This is a genomic window from Pseudoclavibacter caeni, assembly GCF_008831125.1.
In the GTDB taxonomy this organism is placed as follows: Bacteria; Actinomycetota; Actinomycetes; order Actinomycetales; family Microbacteriaceae; genus Pseudoclavibacter_A; species Pseudoclavibacter_A caeni.
Window position 1 is genome coordinate 210,086 of the sequence record NZ_WBKA01000001.1, and the last position, 20,340, is coordinate 230,425.

15 protein-coding genes and 1 tRNA gene are annotated in these 20,340 nt (G+C 70.2%); 7 read left to right on the forward strand and 9 right to left on the reverse strand.

Translation table 11 applies throughout. The annotated features are described in order from the left end of the window. Positions 1-49: 49 nt before the first annotated feature. The 3 genes from F8O02_RS01010 to F8O02_RS01020 all read right to left on the reverse strand — a co-directional run bounded on the left by F8O02_RS01010 (position 50) and on the right by F8O02_RS01020 (position 5,324). The gene (locus F8O02_RS01010) at positions 50-2,704 is read right to left on the reverse strand and encodes a bifunctional lysylphosphatidylglycerol flippase/synthetase MprF (protein WP_158035321.1); all 2,655 of its coding nucleotides are present in this window, start codon (positions 2,702-2,704) and stop codon (positions 50-52) included. Continuing rightward, complete coding sequence (locus tag F8O02_RS01015; RefSeq protein WP_158035322.1) at positions 2,701-4,062, reverse strand: alpha/beta hydrolase; 1,362 nt, start codon at positions 4,060-4,062, stop codon at positions 2,701-2,703. Before F8O02_RS01015 ends, F8O02_RS01010 begins: the two co-directional genes overlap by 4 nt. Positions 4,063-4,223: 161 nt before the next feature. Beyond that, a complete protein-coding gene (locus F8O02_RS01020; protein WP_158035323.1) occupies positions 4,224-5,324 on the reverse strand; it encodes an extracellular solute-binding protein in 1,101 nt (366 codons plus the stop codon). 73 nt (positions 5,325-5,397) lie between these two features. Between F8O02_RS01020 and pheA the strand changes: the two genes are divergently transcribed. Continuing rightward, positions 5,398-6,330 (forward strand): prephenate dehydratase, encoded by a 933-nt coding sequence (gene pheA, locus F8O02_RS01025; RefSeq protein ID WP_158035324.1) that lies wholly within the window; start codon positions 5,398-5,400, stop codon positions 6,328-6,330. Then, entirely contained in the window at positions 6,327-7,268 is a 942-nt protein-coding gene (locus F8O02_RS01030) for a M15 family metallopeptidase (RefSeq protein WP_158035325.1), read from the forward strand. The genes pheA and F8O02_RS01030 overlap by 4 nt, the downstream gene beginning before the upstream one ends. A gap of 1 nt (position 7,269) precedes the next feature. Here the strand turns inward: F8O02_RS01030 and F8O02_RS01035 are convergent, their stop codons facing one another. Beyond that, positions 7,270-8,256, reverse strand: a complete 987-nt coding sequence (locus F8O02_RS01035; protein WP_179416246.1) for a diacylglycerol/lipid kinase family protein — start codon at positions 8,254-8,256, stop codon at positions 7,270-7,272. Between the two features lie 96 nt (positions 8,257-8,352). On the opposite strand from F8O02_RS01035, the gene serS reads away from it, so the two are divergent. From serS to F8O02_RS01055, 4 genes are all read left to right on the forward strand, one after another. Further along, a complete protein-coding gene (gene serS, locus F8O02_RS01040) occupies positions 8,353-9,621 on the forward strand; it encodes a serine--tRNA ligase (RefSeq protein ID WP_158035327.1) in 1,269 nt (422 codons plus the stop codon). Between the two features lie 46 nt (positions 9,622-9,667). Further along, a complete protein-coding gene (locus F8O02_RS01045) occupies positions 9,668-10,585 on the forward strand; it encodes an HAD hydrolase family protein (RefSeq protein ID WP_158035328.1) in 918 nt (305 codons plus the stop codon). Positions 10,586-10,669: 84 nt separating this feature from the next. Continuing rightward, positions 10,670-10,754: transfer RNA gene (locus F8O02_RS01050), tRNA-Ser, on the forward strand. Between the two features lie 28 nt (positions 10,755-10,782). Next, on the forward strand, positions 10,783-11,823 hold the full coding sequence (locus tag F8O02_RS01055; protein ID WP_225734046.1) for a glycosyltransferase: 1,041 nt from the start codon (positions 10,783-10,785) through the stop codon (positions 11,821-11,823). A gap of 217 nt (positions 11,824-12,040) precedes the next feature. Here the strand turns inward: F8O02_RS01055 and F8O02_RS01060 are convergent, their stop codons facing one another. From F8O02_RS01060 to F8O02_RS01070, 3 genes are read right to left on the reverse strand one after another with little or no spacing between them, the layout of a single operon-like run. After that, positions 12,041-14,674: a GIY-YIG nuclease family protein gene (locus tag F8O02_RS01060; protein ID WP_158035329.1), complete on the reverse strand. Its 2,634-nt coding sequence runs from the start codon at positions 14,672-14,674 to the stop codon at positions 12,041-12,043. After that, positions 14,667-16,412, reverse strand: coding sequence for an Eco57I restriction-modification methylase domain-containing protein (locus tag F8O02_RS01065; protein WP_158035330.1), 1,746 nt, complete (start codon positions 16,410-16,412; stop codon positions 14,667-14,669). The genes F8O02_RS01060 and F8O02_RS01065 overlap by 8 nt, the downstream gene beginning before the upstream one ends. Then, the gene (locus F8O02_RS01070; protein WP_158035331.1) at positions 16,409-17,149 is read right to left on the reverse strand and encodes an N-6 DNA methylase; all 741 of its coding nucleotides are present in this window, start codon (positions 17,147-17,149) and stop codon (positions 16,409-16,411) included. The genes F8O02_RS01065 and F8O02_RS01070 overlap by 4 nt, the downstream gene beginning before the upstream one ends. A gap of 100 nt (positions 17,150-17,249) precedes the next feature. Here F8O02_RS01070 and F8O02_RS08950 point away from each other — a divergent pair, with 100 nt between their 5' ends. After that, positions 17,250-17,618: a helix-turn-helix domain-containing protein gene (locus F8O02_RS08950; protein ID WP_179416245.1), complete on the forward strand. Its 369-nt coding sequence runs from the start codon at positions 17,250-17,252 to the stop codon at positions 17,616-17,618. A gap of 341 nt (positions 17,619-17,959) precedes the next feature. Here the strand turns inward: F8O02_RS08950 and F8O02_RS01085 are convergent, their stop codons facing one another. Then, positions 17,960-18,784, reverse strand: coding sequence for a glycerophosphodiester phosphodiesterase (locus tag F8O02_RS01085; protein ID WP_158035334.1), 825 nt, complete (start codon positions 18,782-18,784; stop codon positions 17,960-17,962). Positions 18,785-18,831: 47 nt separating this feature from the next. Continuing rightward, the gene (locus F8O02_RS01090; protein ID WP_158035335.1) at positions 18,832-20,199 is read right to left on the reverse strand and encodes an ABC transporter substrate-binding protein; all 1,368 of its coding nucleotides are present in this window, start codon (positions 20,197-20,199) and stop codon (positions 18,832-18,834) included. Positions 20,200-20,340 lie beyond the last annotated feature (141 nt).

The following is a 20,340-nucleotide window of genomic DNA, read 5'->3' on the forward strand; positions in this document are numbered from 1 at the left end:
GACGCTCCCCCGTGCGGCTCACGAGGAGTCGTCCTGTGGAGGCCCCACGCTACCGGCTCGGCACCTCCACGCGCCGGATCGTATTGACCAGCTGGTCGAGGCGCATGTCAGGCACGTACGCATGTGCGACCGCGAGCCCGGCGGCCGTCAGCACGGACGCGTCCGGGTAGACGACGTGGATCTCGCGTTCGGTCGGCTGGAACTTCCGCTTGAACAGGAACAGCGAGTGGAAGCCGTACAGCGGCTCGAGGACGGTGGAGAGGACGGTGAGCAGCCGGGTCAGCGGGGCCGGGTCGTCCGGATCGAGCCCGGCCAGAGGCGCAGCCGACAGGCTCATGAACTCGGCCTCGCCCTCGTCGCGCAGCCGCTCGGCCATGCGCGCGATGAGGAACTCCATGATCCCGTTCGGACTCTCCGGATGTCGGCGCATGAAGTCGAGCGTCCAGCCGACGACCCGGCCGTCTCGGCAGGTGGGCAGCCAGCTCGTCGCGGCGACGACCTGTCCGTCCGCGTCCTCGGCGAGCAGCAGTCGCACCCGCCGGTCGCGCAGCTGATCGACGCCGCCGAGTGTGAACCCCATCTCGGGCAGGGCCTTGTCGCCCACCCACTCCTCGCTGATCGCCTCGATCTGCAGCTGCACGGCCAGCGAGCAGTCCGGGAAGGTCGTCAGCCGGTCGGTGATCCCCTCGCGGGCGGCCCGATTGATCGCGGTGCGCACGTCCTGCCACTTCTTCCCGCGCGTCGCCCAGGCGCGGGGGTCGATGACCGACTCAAGCCCGACCGGCTGCGAGCGCCAGCCGCGGGCGACGAGCAGGTCGCGACAGCGGTCGTGGACACTGTAGAAGACCGGGGTGAGCGCCCGATCATCGCAGAACCGGACGAACTCGAGCGTGGCCCGGTCGGCCTCGGCCGGGTCGCCGAAGGGCTCGCCGAGCGTCAGGGCGATGCCGTGTGACACCCGGTACGCGATGGCGCTGCACCCCGAGGCCGAGAACCACCAGGTGTTCCCCGGCCAGGTCGCCATGAACGACAACGACTCGCCGCCCAGGCTCAACAACCGGTCGGCCCGTCCCCGGGCCGCCCGTTCCGATCGCGGCGGCACGACCTGCAGCAGCGCGATAGCGCAGCCGATCGCGACGGCCCAGACCACCGGCCCGATCCAGTGGTAGACCACGCCGGCCAGCGGGTCGACCGGCAGGAACCCGGGGGCGGTGAGGCCGAGGAACCCCGCGGGGACGAGCCGCTCGGGCAGGTCGGCGAGCACGGCGAGCGGCGTGGGCTCGGGGCTGAACCCCGAGGGATGCCATGTGCCTACGGCGACATACAGCGCGGACGCACCCAGCAGCGTCCCAAGGAACGTCACCGTGACCGCGCGCACGCGGCGACGCGAGGCGAGCAGCTGCAGGTGGCGGCGGCCCGCAACGAGCAGGCCGGCGACGACGAGCGGCGCGAGGGCCGACGCGGCGAGCGTGAGGGTCAGCTCGGCGGCCCGATGGTGGCGCGGCAGGTCCAGATCGCCGACGAGATACGGGCCGATCAGGAAGTACCACATGGAGAGCGCCGACAGCCCTGCGTTCACGGCGATCGCGAGCCAGGCGGCGGCGCGGCGTCCACGCAGGATGCCGTATGCCGCGACCAGCATCAGCAGCGTCGGCAGCACGGTGACGGCGACCCCGCCGACGCTGCCGACCCGGCCGAGCGTGAACTGGTGGAGGCAGCCGGCGGCCACACTCGACTGCTGCGCGGCGTCCAGGCAGCGCTGCAGCCGGGCCGGATTCGCCGTCGTGTCGGTCAGCAGCAGTCCGAGCGGGGTCAGGGGCCCGAGGCTCACCGGCGAGAACACCGTGAGCACCGGGCCGACCGCGAGGATCGCCACGAGCGAGGCGAGCAGCACGCGCGCCTCGCGATGCGAGCTGCGCGGGGTCACCAGCGGGACGCCGCGGCGCCGGCCCCAGATCGCGCCGAGCGCGTGCCCGGTCACCGCGGCGAGCAGCACGTACAGGTCCACGGGCGCCGCGTCGAACAGCAGCAGGGCCACCGCCGCGGCGTAGCCGATCGCGCGCACGCGGTGCCGCCAGAACACGCCCATGAGCCCGGAGGCGGCGAACAGCGCCCCGGCGAGGGGCACGGCGACGGGGGCGGCGAGCTCGTCGGCGGCGCCGAGCGCCCACAGCTCGTTCAGGTGCATCCCGAGGCTCACGACACCGACGCCGACGCCGACGCCGACCGTGCCGGTGACGAGCAGGGCGACCAGTGCCCGTCGCCAGCCGAGCACGGTCTCAGTGACCCCGAGCACGACGAGGGCGGCGAGGGCGTGCACGACCACCGCGACCACGCGCTGGTCGACGACGAGCGTCGCCGGCACCCGCAGCGGCCACAGCGGGCCGAGCGCGTCGATCCGGAGGGTCGCCAGCCGCGCGACGAGGTCCAGCCCGGCGAGGGCGTCGACGACGCGCAGCACGACGTTGGCGAGCAGGATCAGGGCGACGATGGCGACGGTGAGCGGGTGTCCGCGCAGCCAGCGCCTGGCGTCGCCCCCCAGCCGGGCCGGCAGCGAGGGACGGGACGGGTCACCGTCACCCGCCCGTCCGCGCGGCTCGTCGACGCGCCGCACGTGCCCAACGGTCGCCTCGTCGCGTGCTGGACCGCCGCGGCGAGCACCGCCGTGTCCCGGCTCCGCGAGCCGCGCCGTCTCGTCGCTCATCGCCCCTCCTCCACACCGTTCCACTGCGTGATGGCCGTGGCCTGGTCGTCGAGACCGAGGCGCACGCCGAGCCGGTCGACGATCACCGGCAGCACCCGGCGCACGGTGTACCAGTCGTGGCCGGTGCCGTCGGAGATCAGCCGGTCGACGGTGCGCCCGGACTGCTCGGCCACCGGGGTGAACGCGTCGATGTTCCGCAGCGCCTCGGCGTCCGTGCTCCCCGCCGCGAGCACGACGTACTGGCCGGACGGCGCGTCGTCGGCGAGGGTGCGCAGCGGCGTCTCGCGCTCGTACGCCTCGCGGTCGCCGCCGAACCACTGGTCGATCATCTGCTGCTCCGTGCCGTTCGTGGGCTCCAGCTCGCTGGAGATCGCGAACAGTGACGCGTAGCGGTCGTCCTGCTGTGGCCCGAGCTGCATCGTGCAGGTCGCCCCTTGCGAGAAGCCGCCGAGCGCCCACTGCGTGCGGTCGGCGCTGACGGGCAGGTTCGCCAGGATCCAAGCCGGCACGTCCTGTGTCAGGTAGGTCTTGGACGCCCCGTACTGCGCGGTGTCGACGCACATGGGGTTCGCGTAGGGGTCGCCGAGCTGGTCGGGTACCACGACGATGGGCGCCACGCCGTCGTGCGCGGCGGCGTATGCGTCGAGGGTCGCCGCGAGCCCGCCGGCGACGAACATGTCGTCCGGCGAGCCGGGCTGCCCTGCCAGTGCGACGATCACCGGCAGCGCCGGAACGGTGTCGCCGAGCGCGGCCGGGGGCAGGTAGACGTCGGCGGTGCGGGCGGGGAACCCGGAGACCGTGGCCGGGATGTCGACGGATGCGACCACGCCCTGCCCGGGCGTCGTTCCGTGATCCTGCGCCAGCCAGACGTCGAGGGACTCATCGGCGCCACGCAGCAGACTCGCGTCGATCGTCTGGTAGCGCGGCAGCCCGAGGGCGAGCCGCAGCGTCGGGTACTGGCCGAACGCCCCGTTGACCTGCACTGCGCCGAACAGCAGCGCGACAGCGGCGAGCACGATCGCCAGCCAGCGGCGCCAGCGCCGGGTGACGATCGCGGCGACGACGAGCAGGCCGATCTCGCCCAGGGCGAGCGCCACCCGGCGCATGGCCACCCAGCCGATGCTCACGCCGAACACGTCGAGGACGTCCGACACGAGCCACGCGACCAGCAGCCCGAGCGCGCCGGACGCCACACCGGCGCCGAGCACGACGAGCACCCGGCGCCACGCGGCCCGGGAGCGCCAGTCGGGCAGCACCATCGCCACGAGCAGAGCCACGGGCCCGCCGAGCGCGATGACGCGCAGCATCGACACGAGCGTCCCGTCGACGAGATTCACATCCGGCACCCAGTCAAGCACGTCTCAGACCCTAGCCGGGTCGTGCGCATCGGCGCGCGGGGGAGGTGGCGCTGACAGCGCACGCACAGAAGCCACCGAGGACGCCTCGGTCACGTCCGCCTCGCGGCGCCGCGGAGCGACCAGGCCGCCGACGCACGTCCCCGAGACGCGTCCGGACCAGGTCAGTCCCGCGCGCGCCAGGCGTCGACGAGGGTGGGCATGCGCGCTGCGAGGACGCCGAGGTCGGCGCTCGAGTCGAGGCGGGCGTAGTCGTCGAGGATCGGCGCGCTGGTCTCCGGCACCGTCGCCGCCCGCTGCACGGGCAGCCGGTGCCAGGCGGTGGCGAGCTCGCCCTGCACGTCGTCGGCGAGCAGCAGGTCGATGAGCTTGCGGGCCTCGTTGACGTGCGGCGACCGGGCGACGATGCCGGCGTAGTCGACCACCTCGACGCAGCTGCCGGTGACGAGGCTGGTCGTGCCGGCGACGACCGGGGCGAGCCCGCTGTCGGCGAGCAGGGCCGGCGCGCTGGCGGCGACGAGCGGCGTCGCGGCGTCGGCGGCGGCCCAGCGGGCGGTCGCCTCCTCGGCCGTGTCGGTCAGGACGGCCTGGTCGAGCCGGTCGAGCGCGGCGTCGAGCGCGGTCTGGTCGGCCGCAGCGTGGTCAGCCATCGCGAGCAGGGCCCGCCCGGCGTCGGCGGCGGCGGGATCCGGCGCGACAAGCTCGGCGGAGCGGTCGAGCGCCTCCGTGAGCGATGTGGGGGCCGTCTCGCCCCGGGCGGCGAGCGCCGCGTCGTCCGCGGCCACGCACACCACGTCGTACGAGAGCGCGGTGAGGCGGTCGCCACCGTCGAGGGCGAAGTCGCCCGCGCCGTCCCCCGCCCGGGGTGAGACGTACGAGACGAGGCCCGCGCCGCCGGAGAGGTCGGCGCCGGAGGCGGTGTTCACGCCGATGACGAGATCGGTGTCGGCGTCATGGACCTGCTGCGAGAGCTCGTCGGCGGTCGCGCTGTCGTCGACCGTGACGGTCACCCCCGTCTCGTCATGGAAGCGGTCGAGCACGGCCTGGGGCAGCTCGAGACCGGCGGCGACGCGCACCGCGAGCGTGCCGTCCTCCGTCTGCGGCGCGGTGGGCGTGGTGCAGCCGGCGAGCCCCGCGGCGGCCGCGAGCGCCGTCACGGCCGCGACGAGCTGGCGGGCCGCCCGGCGACCGGCGACGGCGCGGTCTCTGCGGGCGGACGGGGCGCCACGACGGGAGCGGATGCGGCGGGAGACTGGGGAGGACACGCCTCGGAGTCTACCGGCCTAGAATGGGCGGTCTGGCGAGATGGCCAGCGGGGATCGGCGAGACGAGGGTTCGATGGGCGCAGCGGAGACGAGCATGGTCTACAGCTACCTGGGGCCGGCCGGCACCTTCACCGAGGACGCGCTGCGCGGCTTCGACCCGGATCACGCCGGCGAATGGCGCCCGGTCGCCTCGATCGTGCAGGCGATCGACGACGTGGCGCAGGGCCGCTCGGACCGCGCGGTGATCCCGATCGAGAACTCCGTGGAGGGCGGGGTCACGGCCACGCTCGACGCGCTGGCGACGATGACCGGGGTGCGCATCCGCGGGGAGCGCACGGTGCCGATCACCTTCCACCTGCTCGCCCGCCCGGGCGTCCGGCTCGCCGATGTGCGCCGCATCGCCACCCACCCGATGTCGTACCCGCAGTGCCGCGGCTGGCTCGCCGAGCACGTGCCCGGCCACCAGTTCGTGCCCGCGCCGTCCAACGCCGCAGCCGCCGCGAGCGCGCTGCACGACGAGACGATCGACGCGGCGATCGCCGGGGAGCGGGTGCTCGACCACTACGGGCTCGAGGTGCTCGCCCGAGGCATCGGCGACAACGCGAACGCCGTCACCCGCTTCGTGCTGCTCGGCCCCGATCACGGGGTGCCGGAGCCGACCGGCGCCGACAAGACGAGCCTGATCGTCGAGCTGCCCGTGGACGAGGCGGGCGCGCTGCTGCGGCTGCTGGAGCAGTTCAGCACCCGCGGCATCAACATGACCCGCATCGAGTCGCGGCCGATCGGCGACGAGCTGGGCCGCTACCGGTTCTCGATCGATCTCGAGGGGCACGTGTGCGACGCCCGGGTCGCCGAGGCGCTGCGCGGCGTGTACCGGTTCAGCCCGCGGGTCGTGTTCCTCGGCTCGTACCCCCGGGCGAACGGGCGGGCCGCGTCGGTGCAGCCAGGGCAGGGCAACGCCGACCACGAGGCGGCCCGGCGGTGGGTGGAGGCCCTGCTGCGGTGAGGTGGCCGAGGAGGCGTCCCGGGCGCCGGCGCCCCGCTCGCGCCCGGCTGCGCCAGACGTCCGCGCCACGCCCGCCGATCGTCGGGCGGCTGCTGTGGCGTCCGTCCCGTCGCTCGCCGCGCCAGCGGCTGCGCGAGCCGGCGCGCGCGGTGCTCACCGCGACCGCGGCCGTCGCCCTGCTGGCCGCGGTCATCGTGCCGACCTCGACCGTGATGATCACCGACGCCCGCGACGAGGCGGCGACGCCGTCGGCGACCCCGGCCCCCGGGCTGATGACCCCGGCCGCGCCCGAGGACGATGACGCCCCGACGCCCTCGCCCGGGGCGATCGACCTGAACACCCGGTCGATCGACGACCCGGCGTCGATCTGGGTCGTGGTGAACAAGGTCCGGCCGCTGCAGCCGGTGGACTGGGCGCCCGGCGATCTGGTGACCGTCGACGTCACGTCGAACCCCGGCGGCGACCAGATGCGCGCCGAGGCCGCCGAGGCCCTGCATCGCATGGACCAGACCGCACGCGACGAGTCGGGTCAGGGCATCACGATCGTGAGCGGGTACCGCTCGTACGAGCGGCAGCAGAGCCTGTACGCCGCCTACGCGCGGCGGGACGGTCAGGCGGCCGCCGACACCTATTCCTCCCGCCCGGGCCACAGCGAGCACCAGACGGGTCTGTCGTGCGACCTGCAGCAGCCGGACGCGTCCTGCAGCGTGTGCAACCAGTTCGGCTCGAGCCCGCTGGGCGAGTGGCTGGCCGGCAACGCCTGGCGGTTCGGGTTCGTGCAGCGCTACGAGGCCGGCCAGGAGCATGTCACGGGCTTCATGGAGGAGACCTGGCACTACCGGTATGTGGGCGTCGACCTGGCCACGTGGATGCACGAGCATGACGTGCACACGCTCGAGGCCGCGTTCAGCCTGCCGGACGCCCCCGACTATCCGTGACTCATGCCTCTTGGGGCATGCGAACGAGGAGCGCGCCGGGGAGCACGCGGGTGCGCAACGCGACGGCCTCGCCGAAGACGTCCCCGTCGAGCTCGCAGGCCACGGGCCGTTCGACGCGCACGTCGACACTCGCCCCGGTCGCGTGCGACAGCGTGGCCAGCCGGCGGGTGCCGCCGAGCTCGACGAGCCGCTGCCCCGCCCGCGACCGGCTCAGCCGGTGTTCGACCATGATGCGGTGCCACAGGCCGAGCCAGTCGATCGCCCGCCGCGGCGAGATCGCGAGCATGTCGAGCCCGCCGTCGTCGACCCGGGCGTCGGGCACGAGCAGCAGGCCGCCCGGCAGCTGGCCGCAGTTGCACACCATCACGGTGTGCGAGCGGGTGCGCGCGCCCGCCTCGCCGTCGACGGTGATCGCCGCCCGGAACCGCTGGAACCGGTTGACCGCGCGCAGCGCCCCGGTGACATAGGCGACCCAGCCGAACAGGCGCTTGAACCGGCTGTTCGTGCTCACCATGATCGCCGCGTCGAGCCCGAGGCCCGCCATCACCATGAACACGCGCGTCTCGTCGGCGCCGTCGGCCCGGCGGATACGCGCCTGACCCACGTCGATCGGCCGCGACCGACCGGTGAAGGCGATGCGCACCGCCGTCTCGACGCCGCTGAGCGGCAGGTGCAGATTGCGGGCGAGCACGTTGCCCGTGCCCACGGGGACGAGCGCGATCGGCACGCCGGAGTCGGCGGCTGCCTCGGCCACCGCGCGCACCGTGCCGTCCCCGCCGGCGACGACGAGCATCCGCGCGCCCTCGTCGAGCGCACGCCGCGCGGCCGCGAGCCCGGCGTCGTCCGGGTCGGTCTCGAGCCAGATCGTCGATCCCCATCCGGCCCGCTCCGCCTCCCGCTCGACGACCCGGTTGAGCCGCGACCGGTCGATCTTCGCCGGGTTGAACACGACCGCGGCGCGGGGGCGATGGCGGCGGACGCGGATCATGCGTCCACTGTATCGGAGGGGCCGAGGGCAGCCGGGCTCCCGGCGAGGCCCCGGCCCGGCCGCTCCCCCGTCACCGGGGCGGCTAGGCTGGAGGGCGTGATCGATGTCGAACTGCTGCGAGCCCATCCCGAACGCCTCCGCGCCAGCCAGCGCGCCCGCCAGGCCGACGAGTCGGCCGTGGACCGGGCGCTCGAGGCCGACACCGCCCGACGTGAGGCCCTCACCGCCTTCGAGACGCTGCGCGCCGAGCAGAAGGCGTTCGGGCGCCGGGTCGCGAAGGCGGCGAAGGACGAGAAGGCGGCGCTCGTCTCACAGGTGCGCGAGCTCGCCGAGCGGGTGAAGCAGGCCGAGGCGGCAGCGCGCGATGCGGACGAGACGTTCCAGGCCGCGCTGCGCGGCATCCCCAATCTCGTGCTTGCGGGCGTGCCCGAGGGCGGCGAGGACGACTACGAGGTGCTGCGCGAGGTCGGCGAGCGCACGACCTTCGACTTCGAGCCGCAGGATCATGTCGCGCTCGGCGAGCGGCTGCACCTGTTCGACCTCGAGCGCGGTGCGAAGGTGTCAGGCACCCGCTTCTACTACCTGACCGGCTGGGGCGCCCGCCTGCAGCTGGCGCTGCTGACGATGGCCCTGGACCAGGCCGTCGCCAACGGCTTCACGCCGATGATCACCCCGACGCTCGTCAACCCGGAGATCATGCGCGGCACCGGGTTCCTCGACTCGCACGCCGACGAGATCTACTATCTGCCCGCCGACGACCAGTACCTCGTGGGCACCAGCGAGGTCGCCCTGGCCGGCTACCACGCCGGCGAGATCATCGACCTGTCGAAGGGCCCGCAGCGGTTCGCCGGCTGGTCGACGTGCTACCGGCGCGAGGCCGGCGCGAGCGGACGCGACACCCGCGGCATCCTGCGCGTGCACCAGTTCGACAAGCTCGAGATGTACGTGTACACCACTCCCGAGGACGCGGCGGCCGAGCACCAGCGGCTGCTCGCCTGGGAAGAGGAGATGCTCGCGAAGATCGAGGTGCCCTACCGGGTGATCAACACCGCCGCCGGCGACCTGGGCTCGTCCGCCGCGCAGAAGTTCGACACCGAGGCGTGGATCCCCACCCAGGGCTGCTACCGGGAGCTGACCAGCACGTCGAACACGACGACGTTCCAGGCCCGCCGCCTCGGCATCCGCTACCGGCCCGAGCCGGGCGGCCCCACCACGCCGGTGGCGACCCTCAACGGCACGCTCGCGACCACCCGCTGGCTCGTCGCGATCCTCGAGAACCACCAGCAGGCCGACGGCTCGGTCGTGGTGCCCGACGCGCTGCGCCCCTACCTGGGCGGGCTCGAGGCGATCACGCCGGAGGACTGACCGGGTGCGGTCCACGCCGCGGCCGGGAGAACGAACGGAGGTGACCATGGTCGGCAACGCGCTCCCCTGGCGGGCGCCCGGCAAGGGGCCGTTCCCGCAGACGAGCGCGATCCCGCTGCCCGCCGTGCGCGACGACGGACGCTGGCTGATCGCCCTCGACCTGGACGGCACGACCGTCGACCAGGACAACCGCGCGAGCGCCGCCGTGCAGGCCGCGATCGACCGCGCGCAGGCCGCCGGCCACGTCATCATGATCGCCAGCGGCCGACCGATCCAGGGTATCGAGGGCGTCTGGCGCGAGCTCGGCCTCACCTCCCGCTACAGCGTGTGCTCCAACGGGGCGGTGGTGTGCGACATGACGCCCGAGCGCGGGCTGCCCGCCGACGCCGTGGGCGGGTGGCGGGTCGTGGACATGACCCTGTTCGACCCGGCCCCGGTCATCGACGCGATCCTGCCCGCCCTGCCCGAGGCCCGGTACGCGGTCGAGGACGCCGACCAGGGCTGGCGGTTCTCGCGCCCGTTCACCGCGGGCACGTTCGGCGCCCCGGCCCGCCTCGCCACGATCGACGAGCTGCGGGCGCGGCCCGTCACCCGCATCGTCGCGTTCTCCCCGGGCCGCGACACCGACGAGTTCAAGCGGATCATCCGCGGCATCGGCCTGCACGAGGTGAGCTACGCGGTGGGCTGGTCGGCGTGGCTCGACATCGCCCCGTACGGGGTGAACAAGGCCAGCGCGCTGGAGAAGGTGCGCCGCCGCCTCGGCATCCCTCGCAGCCGCGTCGCCGTCGTCGGCGACGGGCTCAACGACCGCGAGATGCTCGCCTGGGCAGCGGATGAGGGTCTGGGCTGCGCGATGGGTCACGCCCTGCCCGAGGTGCAGGCGGTCGGGAACCGCGTGGTCGGCACGCTCGCTGAGGACGGCGTGGCCGAGGCGATCGACCTCGTGCTCGCCGGCGGGCGGTGAGCGGGCCGCCTTCGCATCCGCGACGAGGCACCCGACATGCAGCGGCCACGGTAGAATGCTCTGGTCGCCGCACGCCGGCGACAAGGTGGGCTGTCCGAGCGGCCGAAGGAGCTTGTCTTGAAAACAAGTGAGGGGCGACTCTCCCTGGGTTCGAATCCCAGGCCCACCGCACACACACCCTCGATGGAAGCCGAGCGTTGACCGAACCGCAGCACGTGACCCAGCCCGAGCCGAACGCGTCCTCTGACGCCGCGCCGGCGCTGGGCGATGCGACCGGTGACCCCGCGCTCGACGTGGCGATCGTCGTCGTCACGTACAAGCGGTCACAGCTGCTGCGCGTGCTGCTCGACAGCATCACCCGCCTGCAGACCCCGCCGTCCTGGGTCGTGGTCGTCGACAACCACTCCGAGGACGACACCGGCGAGGTCATCGAGTCGTTCCGCGAGCGGCTCGGGCGCCGCGCCGACGGACGCGACCGGCTCGTCCACGCCCCGCAGGAGGAGAACACGGGCGGCTCGGGCGGCTTCAGCGCCGGCGTGCGCATCGCGTACGATCTCGGCGCCGAGTGGCTGTGGCTGATGGACGACGACGTGGCCGTGCTGCCGCCGGCGATCGACCGACTGCTGCCGTGGACGAAGCGGTTCCAGGTCATCCAGGGCCGCCGCTACAACTTCGATGGGTCGCCGTTCTACTGGCAGTTCGATTTCAACGTGCCCCTCGGCATCCCGAACCCCGTGGCGAAGGACGATTTCGGCGCCGATGGCTGGCTGCCGATGAACACGGTCTGCTTCGAGGGCGGGCTCTTCCACCGCGATGTCGTGCGCCGCATCGGGCTGCCCGACCCCCGGTTCTTCATCTACTGGGACGACACCGTCTACGGCTACCTCGCCTCGACGGTGACGCGGTGCGCCCTGGTCGACACGTTCATCCTGCGCCGCACCCGCGAGATCCGCCGCCTCGACCTCGGCCCCCGCAAGCTCAACGGCACGAGCGACATGGTGCGGTTCCACATCATGCGCAATCGCGGCTACATGGCCCGGTACTTCCGCCTGCACGGCGACTACAACCGGTTCGTGTTCGGCCTCGGCACCGCGCTCACTCTCGCCAAGGAGCTCATCCGCATCGCGACCGTCGACCACTCGTTCCGCAGCGGAACGCGAGCGCTGGTGCGCGGGATGCGCGGGGCACGCCGCATTTACCGCGACCGCGCCTGGAAGCCGATGCCGCCGCTGGAGTGAGGTGCCCACAGCGGAAGTGTGCGACCACAGCGGGCACGCAGCCTCGGCACCACCACACCGACCTCAACCGACCGTGCACGCGACAGCGGCGCCACCTCGCCGCACGGCCGCCACGACCCCGGTCTCATCCGCCGGCGATCGGGCGAGGCGAGCCGTCCCCGGCTCGTACAAGTCACGACAGAGTCAGACTCGCCCGCTCAGGTACGGTCCCTGCTGCTCAGTCACGCCCGCTCGCCACGACCGGCATGTCGCTGACGCGGAGTCCGGCGGCGTCGACCTCGGCCGAGTCCGGCATGGTCGCGTCCACGCCCACCACGGTGTTGTACAGACCGATTTCCCTTTGGCCGTGCTGCGAGTCGATGCCCGTGTATGACAATGAGGCGTCCTCGTAGCGGCGGAAGGCGAACACCGCCTGATTCATGTGCGTGGAGTTGAACACGCCCAGTGAGACGAGCAGCTCGAAGTCCTTCACCGTGAGACCGGTGACCGCCTGGAACAGATCGGGCTCGATCTTCGTGATCACGTCGTCGAGGCGCTGCTCGCGGTAGTCGGTCAGATACATGAACGCCGGAATGCGCGTGGCGAACTTGATCAGCTTCTCCTGAATCTGTTTGCGCTTCGACTTGACCTCTTTCTCCTCATCGGTGAGCTTCTTCTTCTCGGGGCGATCGAGGTCGTCGCCCTTCGTCTTCTTGGTCTCGCTGATCGCCTCGCTCTTGTTGACCACGGTCTCGAACACCTCCGAGCCGAGCGCGCGGAATCCCTCGATGCGCATGATGGCATCCATCGCGGCCTGGTTGTTCATGATGTTCTTGAGTGTCTGGTTGTCGACGTTGACCAGAATCGCCGACTCCCACTTGCGCGCCAGCAGGGTGGCCGAGGTGCCCGACATCGCCCAGTCGAGAATCTCGCCGGCGTTGACCGGCACCATGTTCGACCCGTCGTAGGCGAGCACCGGTAGAAAGCTCACGAGCTCCTCCACCGCGTGTTCGGGGTTGTGCGCCTTGGGGTCGAGTCCGATGCCGTACTCGCTGATCTGCCGCAGCGCCCGGGTGGGCGCGAAATCGAACACGAAGCAGACCGGCTTCAGAATCTCGAGCGCGCTCGGGTCATCCCCATCGGGGTTGCGGATGACCCACGGCGACTGCACGCGGAAGGCAGCTTGGAAATACGTCTCGGGCGCCTTGAGATTGCGCAGCATCAGAATCGACGACCATTGCGGCACGGTGACGCCCGTGGTCAGCTTGCCCACGGTGAGCGTGATGGTCTTGGTGTCGAAGCCGTTGCCGATCGCCTCGCGCACCGGCGGCAGCGCGTCGAGCCCGACGCCCACCTCGGGAGCCGACACGTTGACCACGGTGTAGTCGTGCCAGAACGTGTTGTGCCGGGCCTCGAGCAGATTCTTCATCGCCGCGCAGGATGCCCGCTTCGGCAGCAGCCACAGCGAGTGCTGCAGATAGGGCAGCAGCCGTGCGTCGGAGTAGGGGAACGGCGGGCGCGACCCGCGCTTCAGGTCGTCGATCTGGGTCGGCGCGTAGCCGCCGCGCACGATGTCGAGCCACTTCTGCACGTCGTCTTCATGCACGAACCTGGCTGCGTCGCCTTCACCGGTGGCCTCGAAGAAGGTGTTGAGATCGAACTCGTCGAACTCGCCCTGGCTGGCGATCGCGATCAGCTCATCGGGCATGCGATAGGTCAACAGCCGCATCTCGGGCAGCGGGGCATACGGGTTCGGCTTGTCGGGGTCCTCTGCGGTGAAGTGCGCCTTCGCCCGCTGCTCGTCGGTGTAGGTCCAGTTGAAGATCTGCTCCTCGATGAAGCGCCCGGTGGCCAGGGCTTTGAACGGCGTGCCCGAGAGGTACAGATACGACCGTGCGGCGATGGGCACGAAGTCGTCTTCGCTGCGGTCGTTGACCTCGAGCTCGTCGGCGAAGGTGGCGTGGTCTTTCGTGAACTCCTCGTTCTCGGCCTTGCGCCGGGTGATGTCGTCCTCACCCTCGAACAGCTCCTTCGCGGTGTCGCGCCAGGCGCCGAAGTGGTATTCGTCGAACACCACGAGATCCCACATCACCTCGTGCAGCCAGGCGTGGCGGGGCTTGAAGTTGCCGGCTTTGTCGCGCCCCAACAGGTCTTGGAACGACCCGAAATACACGAGTGGACGCTCGGGGTCGACCGTCGTCGGGTCGCCTCCGGTTTCGCGCGAGACAAACTGCCAGCCGTCGAAGTCGACATGTGACTGCAGATCGTCGCGCCAGGAGTCCTCCACCGCGGGCTTGAACGTGACGACGAGCACGCGTCGGGCGCGCATGCGTTTGGCGAGCTGATAGGTGGTGAACGTCTTGCCGAAGCGCATCTTGGCGTTCCAGAGGAACTCCGGCACCGCATCGTCGTCTTGCGCCCACACTGAATTGAAATATTCGATCGTCTGCTCGACCGCGTCGCGCTGCTCATCGCGCATGGGGAATGTGGCGTGATGTGTGCCGCTGAAGTGCTGCCCGGTGCGCAGCTCGGCGATCACGGTGCGCACCGCGGTGACGTCGCAGCGCACCCATTCGCGGCTCGACTCATACGCGACGGTTGCAAACCCCTTCTCGTTCAGGCGCCGTCGCACCTCGGTGTCGGTGATGTTGCTGCCGTCGTCGCGCACGGCGGATTCGTCGAGCTCGAGCGTGTAGTTCACGCGGGCCTGCCCCTGCGACTCGCGGATGCGGGTGTTCACGTCGCGCGTGGTCTGCCCGATCTTCAGGCAGTCGCGCCACCGCTCGGCCACCTCGTTCGACGACCAGGCGTAGATGCGCGGATGCGCGTCGGGTTTTGCGGGTAGCAGCTGGTCGACGGTTTGTTCAGGCATTGTCGTCAAGCTCCATCGGGCGAATCATGCTCTCGATGAACGCGATCTCATCCTCGGTGAGGTGGTACTTGGCGTAGAGATCGGCGTCGGTCCAGGGGCGGGTGAAGTCCTGGATGGGCACGAAGGCGAACGATCCACGAGTAACGTGCTGCGTCGTGACGAGTTGAGAGACTAAAAAACGGACAAACTTGGTCTTCAGATATTGAACCAGGATATCTGCCTGTGTTCGGCTTTCGAACGATCCGGCTATCAGATATGTCTCGGTTGTTGCTGTACCTGGTGGGAGCACCTCGACTCGCGAAAGTACTCGTTTCTGGCCATTCTTGTCGGCCTGACCCGCATGTTCACTGGAGGTATAGGAAATCAAGACCTTCCATCGGTCGATGAGATCACGGCCCGCGGAAATCTCGGATCTGTTCGCCCAACTGGTACCACCGTTCTGCACAACCATGACGTCGTTCGGAGCGGTTTCGGTCATAGCTCCTCTGAAATTACTTGCAAGCCCGAAGGGCTTTCTCGCACTGACCAGTGCGCTGAACCTCCTGTCAGGCTCCAACGTGAGAGATCCATCCTGGCGGTGAGCCCCATCCACCGCACTGATCTTGCGCAGAATGCTCAGTGCCTCATTCTGACGGATGAAGATGTCTGCGCCCTGTTCCAGAAGAGGGCGCACGGAGCTGGATGTGTGCGTGCCGGTGTGTGTCACCACCGTGCAGTCTCGATCGGCCCCGCGCTCCCAGAGGAAGTAGCAGATGCCGCCGGCGACATCCACCTCGGGAAAGCAGTCGCGACTGTCGGGGAAGTCATGCAGCTCGACGATCTGACGATCGTGCAGCATGGCGGAACGGAACGCGGCGAGCCCTTTGCCGCCCGAATACCAGCGCGCGGGAACGACCATGGTGAGGAATCTCGGATGCAGCCTCTGCGCCTGTTCAATGAACTTGTCGTAGATCGGTGCGGCGCTCGTGCCGAAGCCGCCATCGCTCAACTGATACGGCGGATTCCCGATGATCACATCAAAGTGCACATTCACTCCAAAGATCTCTGCGAGCCGCGACGAGATGTCGTCGGTGTGGATGAAGGCATAGGCGTGGGTCTCGAGCACCTCGTCGCGCGAGTACTCGGCCTCGGATGCACCGCAGTACTTGCATCTGCCCGTGCCGACCTGCTCCACGACCTCGTCGTCGCCGGTGAGCGGGTTCGCCTGGCGCACCCGCTTGCGGTTGACCCAGGTGTGCTCGGTGCGCTCGTACCAGATGTTGCCCCACGGGCGGTCGAACCCGGTGGCGATCGAGTGCTCACCGGTGGCGTTCTTCGAGCAGTAGACGCTGCGCCGGGCGAGCAGCGCGGTCAGCTGGGTGATGCCGATGCCGAACACCTGCCGGGTGAGGATGTGATTCACGCGCTGCTGCAGATCGGGCATCTGCTCGGCCAGGCCGTCCACCAGCCGTTTGGTGATCTCGCGCAGAAACACCCCCGACTTGGTGAACGGGTCGAGAAAGGTGACCGTCGCATCGCTCCAGATGCTGCGGCCGTCATGCGCCTCGGCCCAGGCGTCGGCCAGCGTGTCGAGCATCTCGCCGGCGAACACGGGCGGCGTGAACACCTCGTCGTTCGACAGGTTCGCAATGCATGTGAGTACGTCGGGATTGTGCCCGCCCAGCGAGAAGGTGACCTTTCCGCTCTGGCCGTGGCGGTCGTCCACTCGCTTCCGCCCCTCCCCCTGAGCGATGCTCATCTCCCGCTCTCTGCCGCCGTCGCTGAGGTACACGCTGGTGATGTCCTGTCGGACGCCGTGACCGGTGCCGTGACCGAGCGTTCCTCGCCCATCGCGGCGAGATCACCCACCGTCATCACCGGGTGTGAGCGCACCGGGGCGAACAGCTCGTCTTCGTCGAACTGATCGAAGAGGGTTCCGCCCGCCAGCGAGCGCTGGGTGAGGTCCTTGTAGGCGAAGTCGCGGCGCTGAAACTTTCCGCGGCCCAGATACGCCCACTCGGCGAACTCGATGGGCCGGCCGTCGACCGTCTGCATCTTCAGTGCGTCGCCCTGCACGATGTTTGCCGCGAGCACGGTTCGGGCCGCGCGTGCCCACTCGTCGTCAGGGCCCAACCCCAGCCCCGCACGGAACACGTCAAGCAGATTGGCCCGACACTCCGCCACGTTGTCGGGCAGCAGCTCGATCCCGTACAGGCACATCAGCCCGAGCAGCGAGGCGTGCCGGTGCTCGAAGGGGCTGCACCGGTAGCGGCCGCGCATGGCGTCCAGCCGCCGCTCCAGCACCTCGACCAGGAAGTTGCCCGACCCACAAGCCGGCTCGAGAAACCGCGCGTCGGCCCGCGTCGCCTCGTCCACGACGAGATCGACCATGTCGCGCACCAGCCAGCGTGGGGTGAAGACCTCCCCATGCTCGATGACTCGCTGCCGCGAGCGGACGAGCGACTCCCCCGCCTCAGCGTCATTGTGGGCACGCATGTCTGACAGTGTACTAGTACCCGGCACTAATACACTGGTGCCCGCACCCGGGTGTCAGGACGCTGAATGCATGGCCCGTGTACCTTCAGAAGCCGCCCGCGTGCTCGGCACCAGGATCCGGGCCGCCCGCCTGCGGCGCGAGTGGACGCAGGATCGCCTCGCCGCAGCGTGCGGCATCGACTCAGCGAACATCCGCTCCTACGAGGCCGGCCGGCAGATGATGAACGTTCACTCCCTCATCCGCATTGCCGCGGCGCTCGAGGTGTCCGCCGGGGAGCTCATCGAGCCGCTGCGGCCTGACATGTTCCCCGGTGGCGGCGTCGAGGTGCATCTGCCCGAGCGCCTGCGGGGCGAGCGGCGGGGCGAGCGGGAAGACACGAGTCGAGACAAGCCCCAGGACAATCAGCGAGGCGAGCAGCGGAGTCCACTGCAGGACAGGCGTCGGGGCGAGCACCAGCGTGGCGCGTGACCGCAGGCCGTACGGCAGCGAGACGGACGACGGGACGAGCGTCGAGGGCGGCGGGGCGACGGCAGGGCACGAGCACAGGCATCCGCCAGATCCGAGCGCAGGCACCCGCCGTGTGAAGGGTCTGCAAGACAATACAGAACAGACCGTCAGCGACCCGCCACCGTGCAATGTCCGAGAACGCGCTGCCAGATACGCGACTCGAGGCCAGCGTTCGTCTGCCCAGCCGCCACCGCCCCGCTTCCGTCAGGCTCCCCGCGCACGCCCAGCGATGACCTGATCGCCCCGATCTTCAGCAGACACGACAGACTCCGCACGCACGAGCCCTGACTGCACCAGGTCACCTACCCCAGATGAGACCTGAGTTCCCGCGGCCGATTCGTGATGATCGCGTCGACCCCGACCGCGACGAGCGCATCCCACAGTGCCGGCTCGTCAGGGGTCCACACGGCGACCCGGGCGCCGAGGCGATCGTGCACGGCGGGGACGAGTCCGGCGTCCGCCGTCTCACCGACCACGCGACGCCAGCCCGGGTTGACGGCCGAGACGTCGAGCAGGCGGGCGAGCTCCACCTCCGGGTACCGGCGGGTCATGTCGATCAGCAGCCCGCGCGGCCGATCCCCCGCGCGAAGGCGCAGGGCGTCAACGGTGCCCGGCTGGAAGCTCTGCAGCACCAGACGGTCGAGCACGCCGGCCGCCTCGAATGCGGCGACCGTGCGCGTGATGTCCGCCGGCGCCCACTCGCCCTTGTATTCCACGAGCACGCGGACGACCGGATGCGCCACGATCCAGTCGATCAGATCATCGAGCGAAGGTATGCGCTCACCGGCATATGCCCGTGCAGCTCCTGCTGCGCGCCGGCCGTCGAACCAGCCGCCGGCGTCAAGCCGCTGCAGCTCGGCGAGCGTATGGGCGCGCACGAGGCCGTGTCCGTCGGTGGTGCGATCGAGCCGGTCGTCGTGGATGACGACGACCTCGCCGTCGGCGGTCGGCTGCAGATCGAGCTCGATCCAGACGGGCCGCCTCGGGTCCTGCGTCTCGGCGGTGTCCTCAGCGGCCTCCACCGCGGCGTCGAACGCGGCCAGCGTGTTCTCCGGGGCCTCGCTCGAGGCCCCGCGATGCGCGATGACCGTGGGGCGCGTGCCGCCCCAGGCGATGGGATGCGTCATCGGTCCATCTCCGCTCTCCTGTGCGTGTGCCGGATCATCACCCTCACTCAGTCGTTCAGGTACGGTTTGACGTTCTCGTCGTAGGCCTGCTGAAGCTGCGGTTCGATGCCGCTGAAGGCATCCGCCGCGGCCGTGCCGTTGACCATGATCTGCTCGATCCCCTCTGTGAGGATCTTGTCACCGCCGGGGATGAACACCCGAGCCCAGTCCTGCGTTCGGCTCTTCTGCGCGAGCTGATCGATCGCCGTGCGCGCCTGCGGGGTCTTCGCGATCACCTGCTGCATGGCATCGCTGTCCACAGCCGACGTACGCACGGGGATGTACCCGGTTCCGGCGGAGAACAGCGCCGTGTTGTCGGGCTCGGTGATGAAACTGAGGAACATCGCGGCGGCCAGCTGCCGCTCCGGGGTGCTCCCCGAGGGGATGGCCATCCCGGTGCCGCCGGTGGGCACACCCCCACCCTGAGGGCCGTCCGGCAGGAAGGCGGTGCCGACCTCGAAGCTCGCGCTCTTGAGGATGCCGGCCAGCGATCCGGTCGAGCTGAGCGTGCATGGGAACGCACCGGCGCCGAAGTCGACGTCCTGATCGGTGGCGATGGCCGCATAGCCCTGCTCGTGGATCATCCGCCGCAGGTACTCTCCCGCGGCGACGGTCTCGTCACCGGTGAGTGGCGAGAGGTCGAACTCATCGGAGTACCGGCCGCCCTGCCCCCACATGATGTTCAGGAACCACCAGGCGGCCCAGGAGGTGCCCTTGCCGAGTGCAAGCGCCTTGCCGCTCTGGCTGACGCTGTTGAGCTTCGGCGCCCATTCCTCGAACTCGTCCCAGGTCTCGGGGCCGCGATCGGGCAGCCCTGCGGCCTCCCACGCGCTCTTGTTGTAATAGAACAGAGGCGTCGAGCGGGCATAGGGCATGGCCCACTGCTGGCCGTCATACTGGTAATCCCCGAGCAGCGTGCTGTTGTAGTCGTCGAGGTCCGTGCCGATCTGGGCGAGCACGTTGTCGAGCGGCAGGATCTGCCCGTTGAGGTGGTACCGGAACCACCACACGTCACTCGCGCCGACGAGGTCGGGCACGCTGTCGCTGGAGGCGGCGGCCTGGAACTTCGCGGCGACCTCGTCGTAGTCCTTGCCCGCGGTCACGAGTTCGACGGAGATGTCCGGGTGCTGCTCCTGGAACCGCCGGATCAGCTCATTCTCGATGTCCTGGGACTTGCCCGGGTGGTTGCTCCACCAAGTGATGTGGTCAGCCGGGGTGACCCCGGACCAGTCCGTGGTGTCGGTCTGCGCGGCGCTCGAGCCGCCAACCGAGGGCCCGGAGCAGGCGGCCAGGCCGAGTCCGAGTGCGCCGAGCACGCCGGCGGCGAGGACGCTGCGTCGACTGATCGTGCGGCTGCTGATGAATGCGGATGACATGCGGTTCTCCTTGTGCTGGTTCATCTCGTGATTGATGTGCTGGATCGCGGATGCGATCGACGTGGTGGATGTGATGCTGATGGATGTGGGTCTGAAGGACGGCATGGCTGCGGCGGCGCGGCACCTGGCTTCCGACATAGC

What these genes read in the sequence shown, in the direction of transcription:
- F8O02_RS01010 (WP_158035321.1), bottom strand. Translation starts at nt 2,704, where the DNA reads ATGAGCGACGAGACGGCGCGGCTCGCGGAGCCGGGACACGGCGGTGCT.
- pheA (WP_158035324.1), top strand. Translation starts at nt 5,398, where the DNA reads ATGGGCGCAGCGGAGACGAGCATGGTCTACAGCTACCTGGGGCCGGCC.
- F8O02_RS01035 (WP_179416246.1), bottom strand. Translation starts at nt 8,256, where the DNA reads ATGATCCGCGTCCGCCGCCATCGCCCCCGCGCCGCGGTCGTGTTCAAC.
- F8O02_RS01045 (WP_158035328.1), top strand. Translation starts at nt 9,668, where the DNA reads ATGGTCGGCAACGCGCTCCCCTGGCGGGCGCCCGGCAAGGGGCCGTTC.
- F8O02_RS01060 (WP_158035329.1), bottom strand. Translation starts at nt 14,674, where the DNA reads ATGCCTGAACAAACCGTCGACCAGCTGCTACCCGCAAAACCCGACGCG.
- F8O02_RS01065 (WP_158035330.1), bottom strand. Translation starts at nt 16,412, where the DNA reads ATGAGCATCGCTCAGGGGGAGGGGCGGAAGCGAGTGGACGACCGCCAC.
- F8O02_RS01070 (WP_158035331.1), bottom strand. Translation starts at nt 17,149, where the DNA reads ATGCGTGCCCACAATGACGCTGAGGCGGGGGAGTCGCTCGTCCGCTCG.
- F8O02_RS01085 (WP_158035334.1), bottom strand. Translation starts at nt 18,784, where the DNA reads ATGACGCATCCCATCGCCTGGGGCGGCACGCGCCCCACGGTCATCGCG.
- F8O02_RS01090 (WP_158035335.1), bottom strand. Translation starts at nt 20,199, where the DNA reads ATGTCATCCGCATTCATCAGCAGCCGCACGATCAGTCGACGCAGCGTC.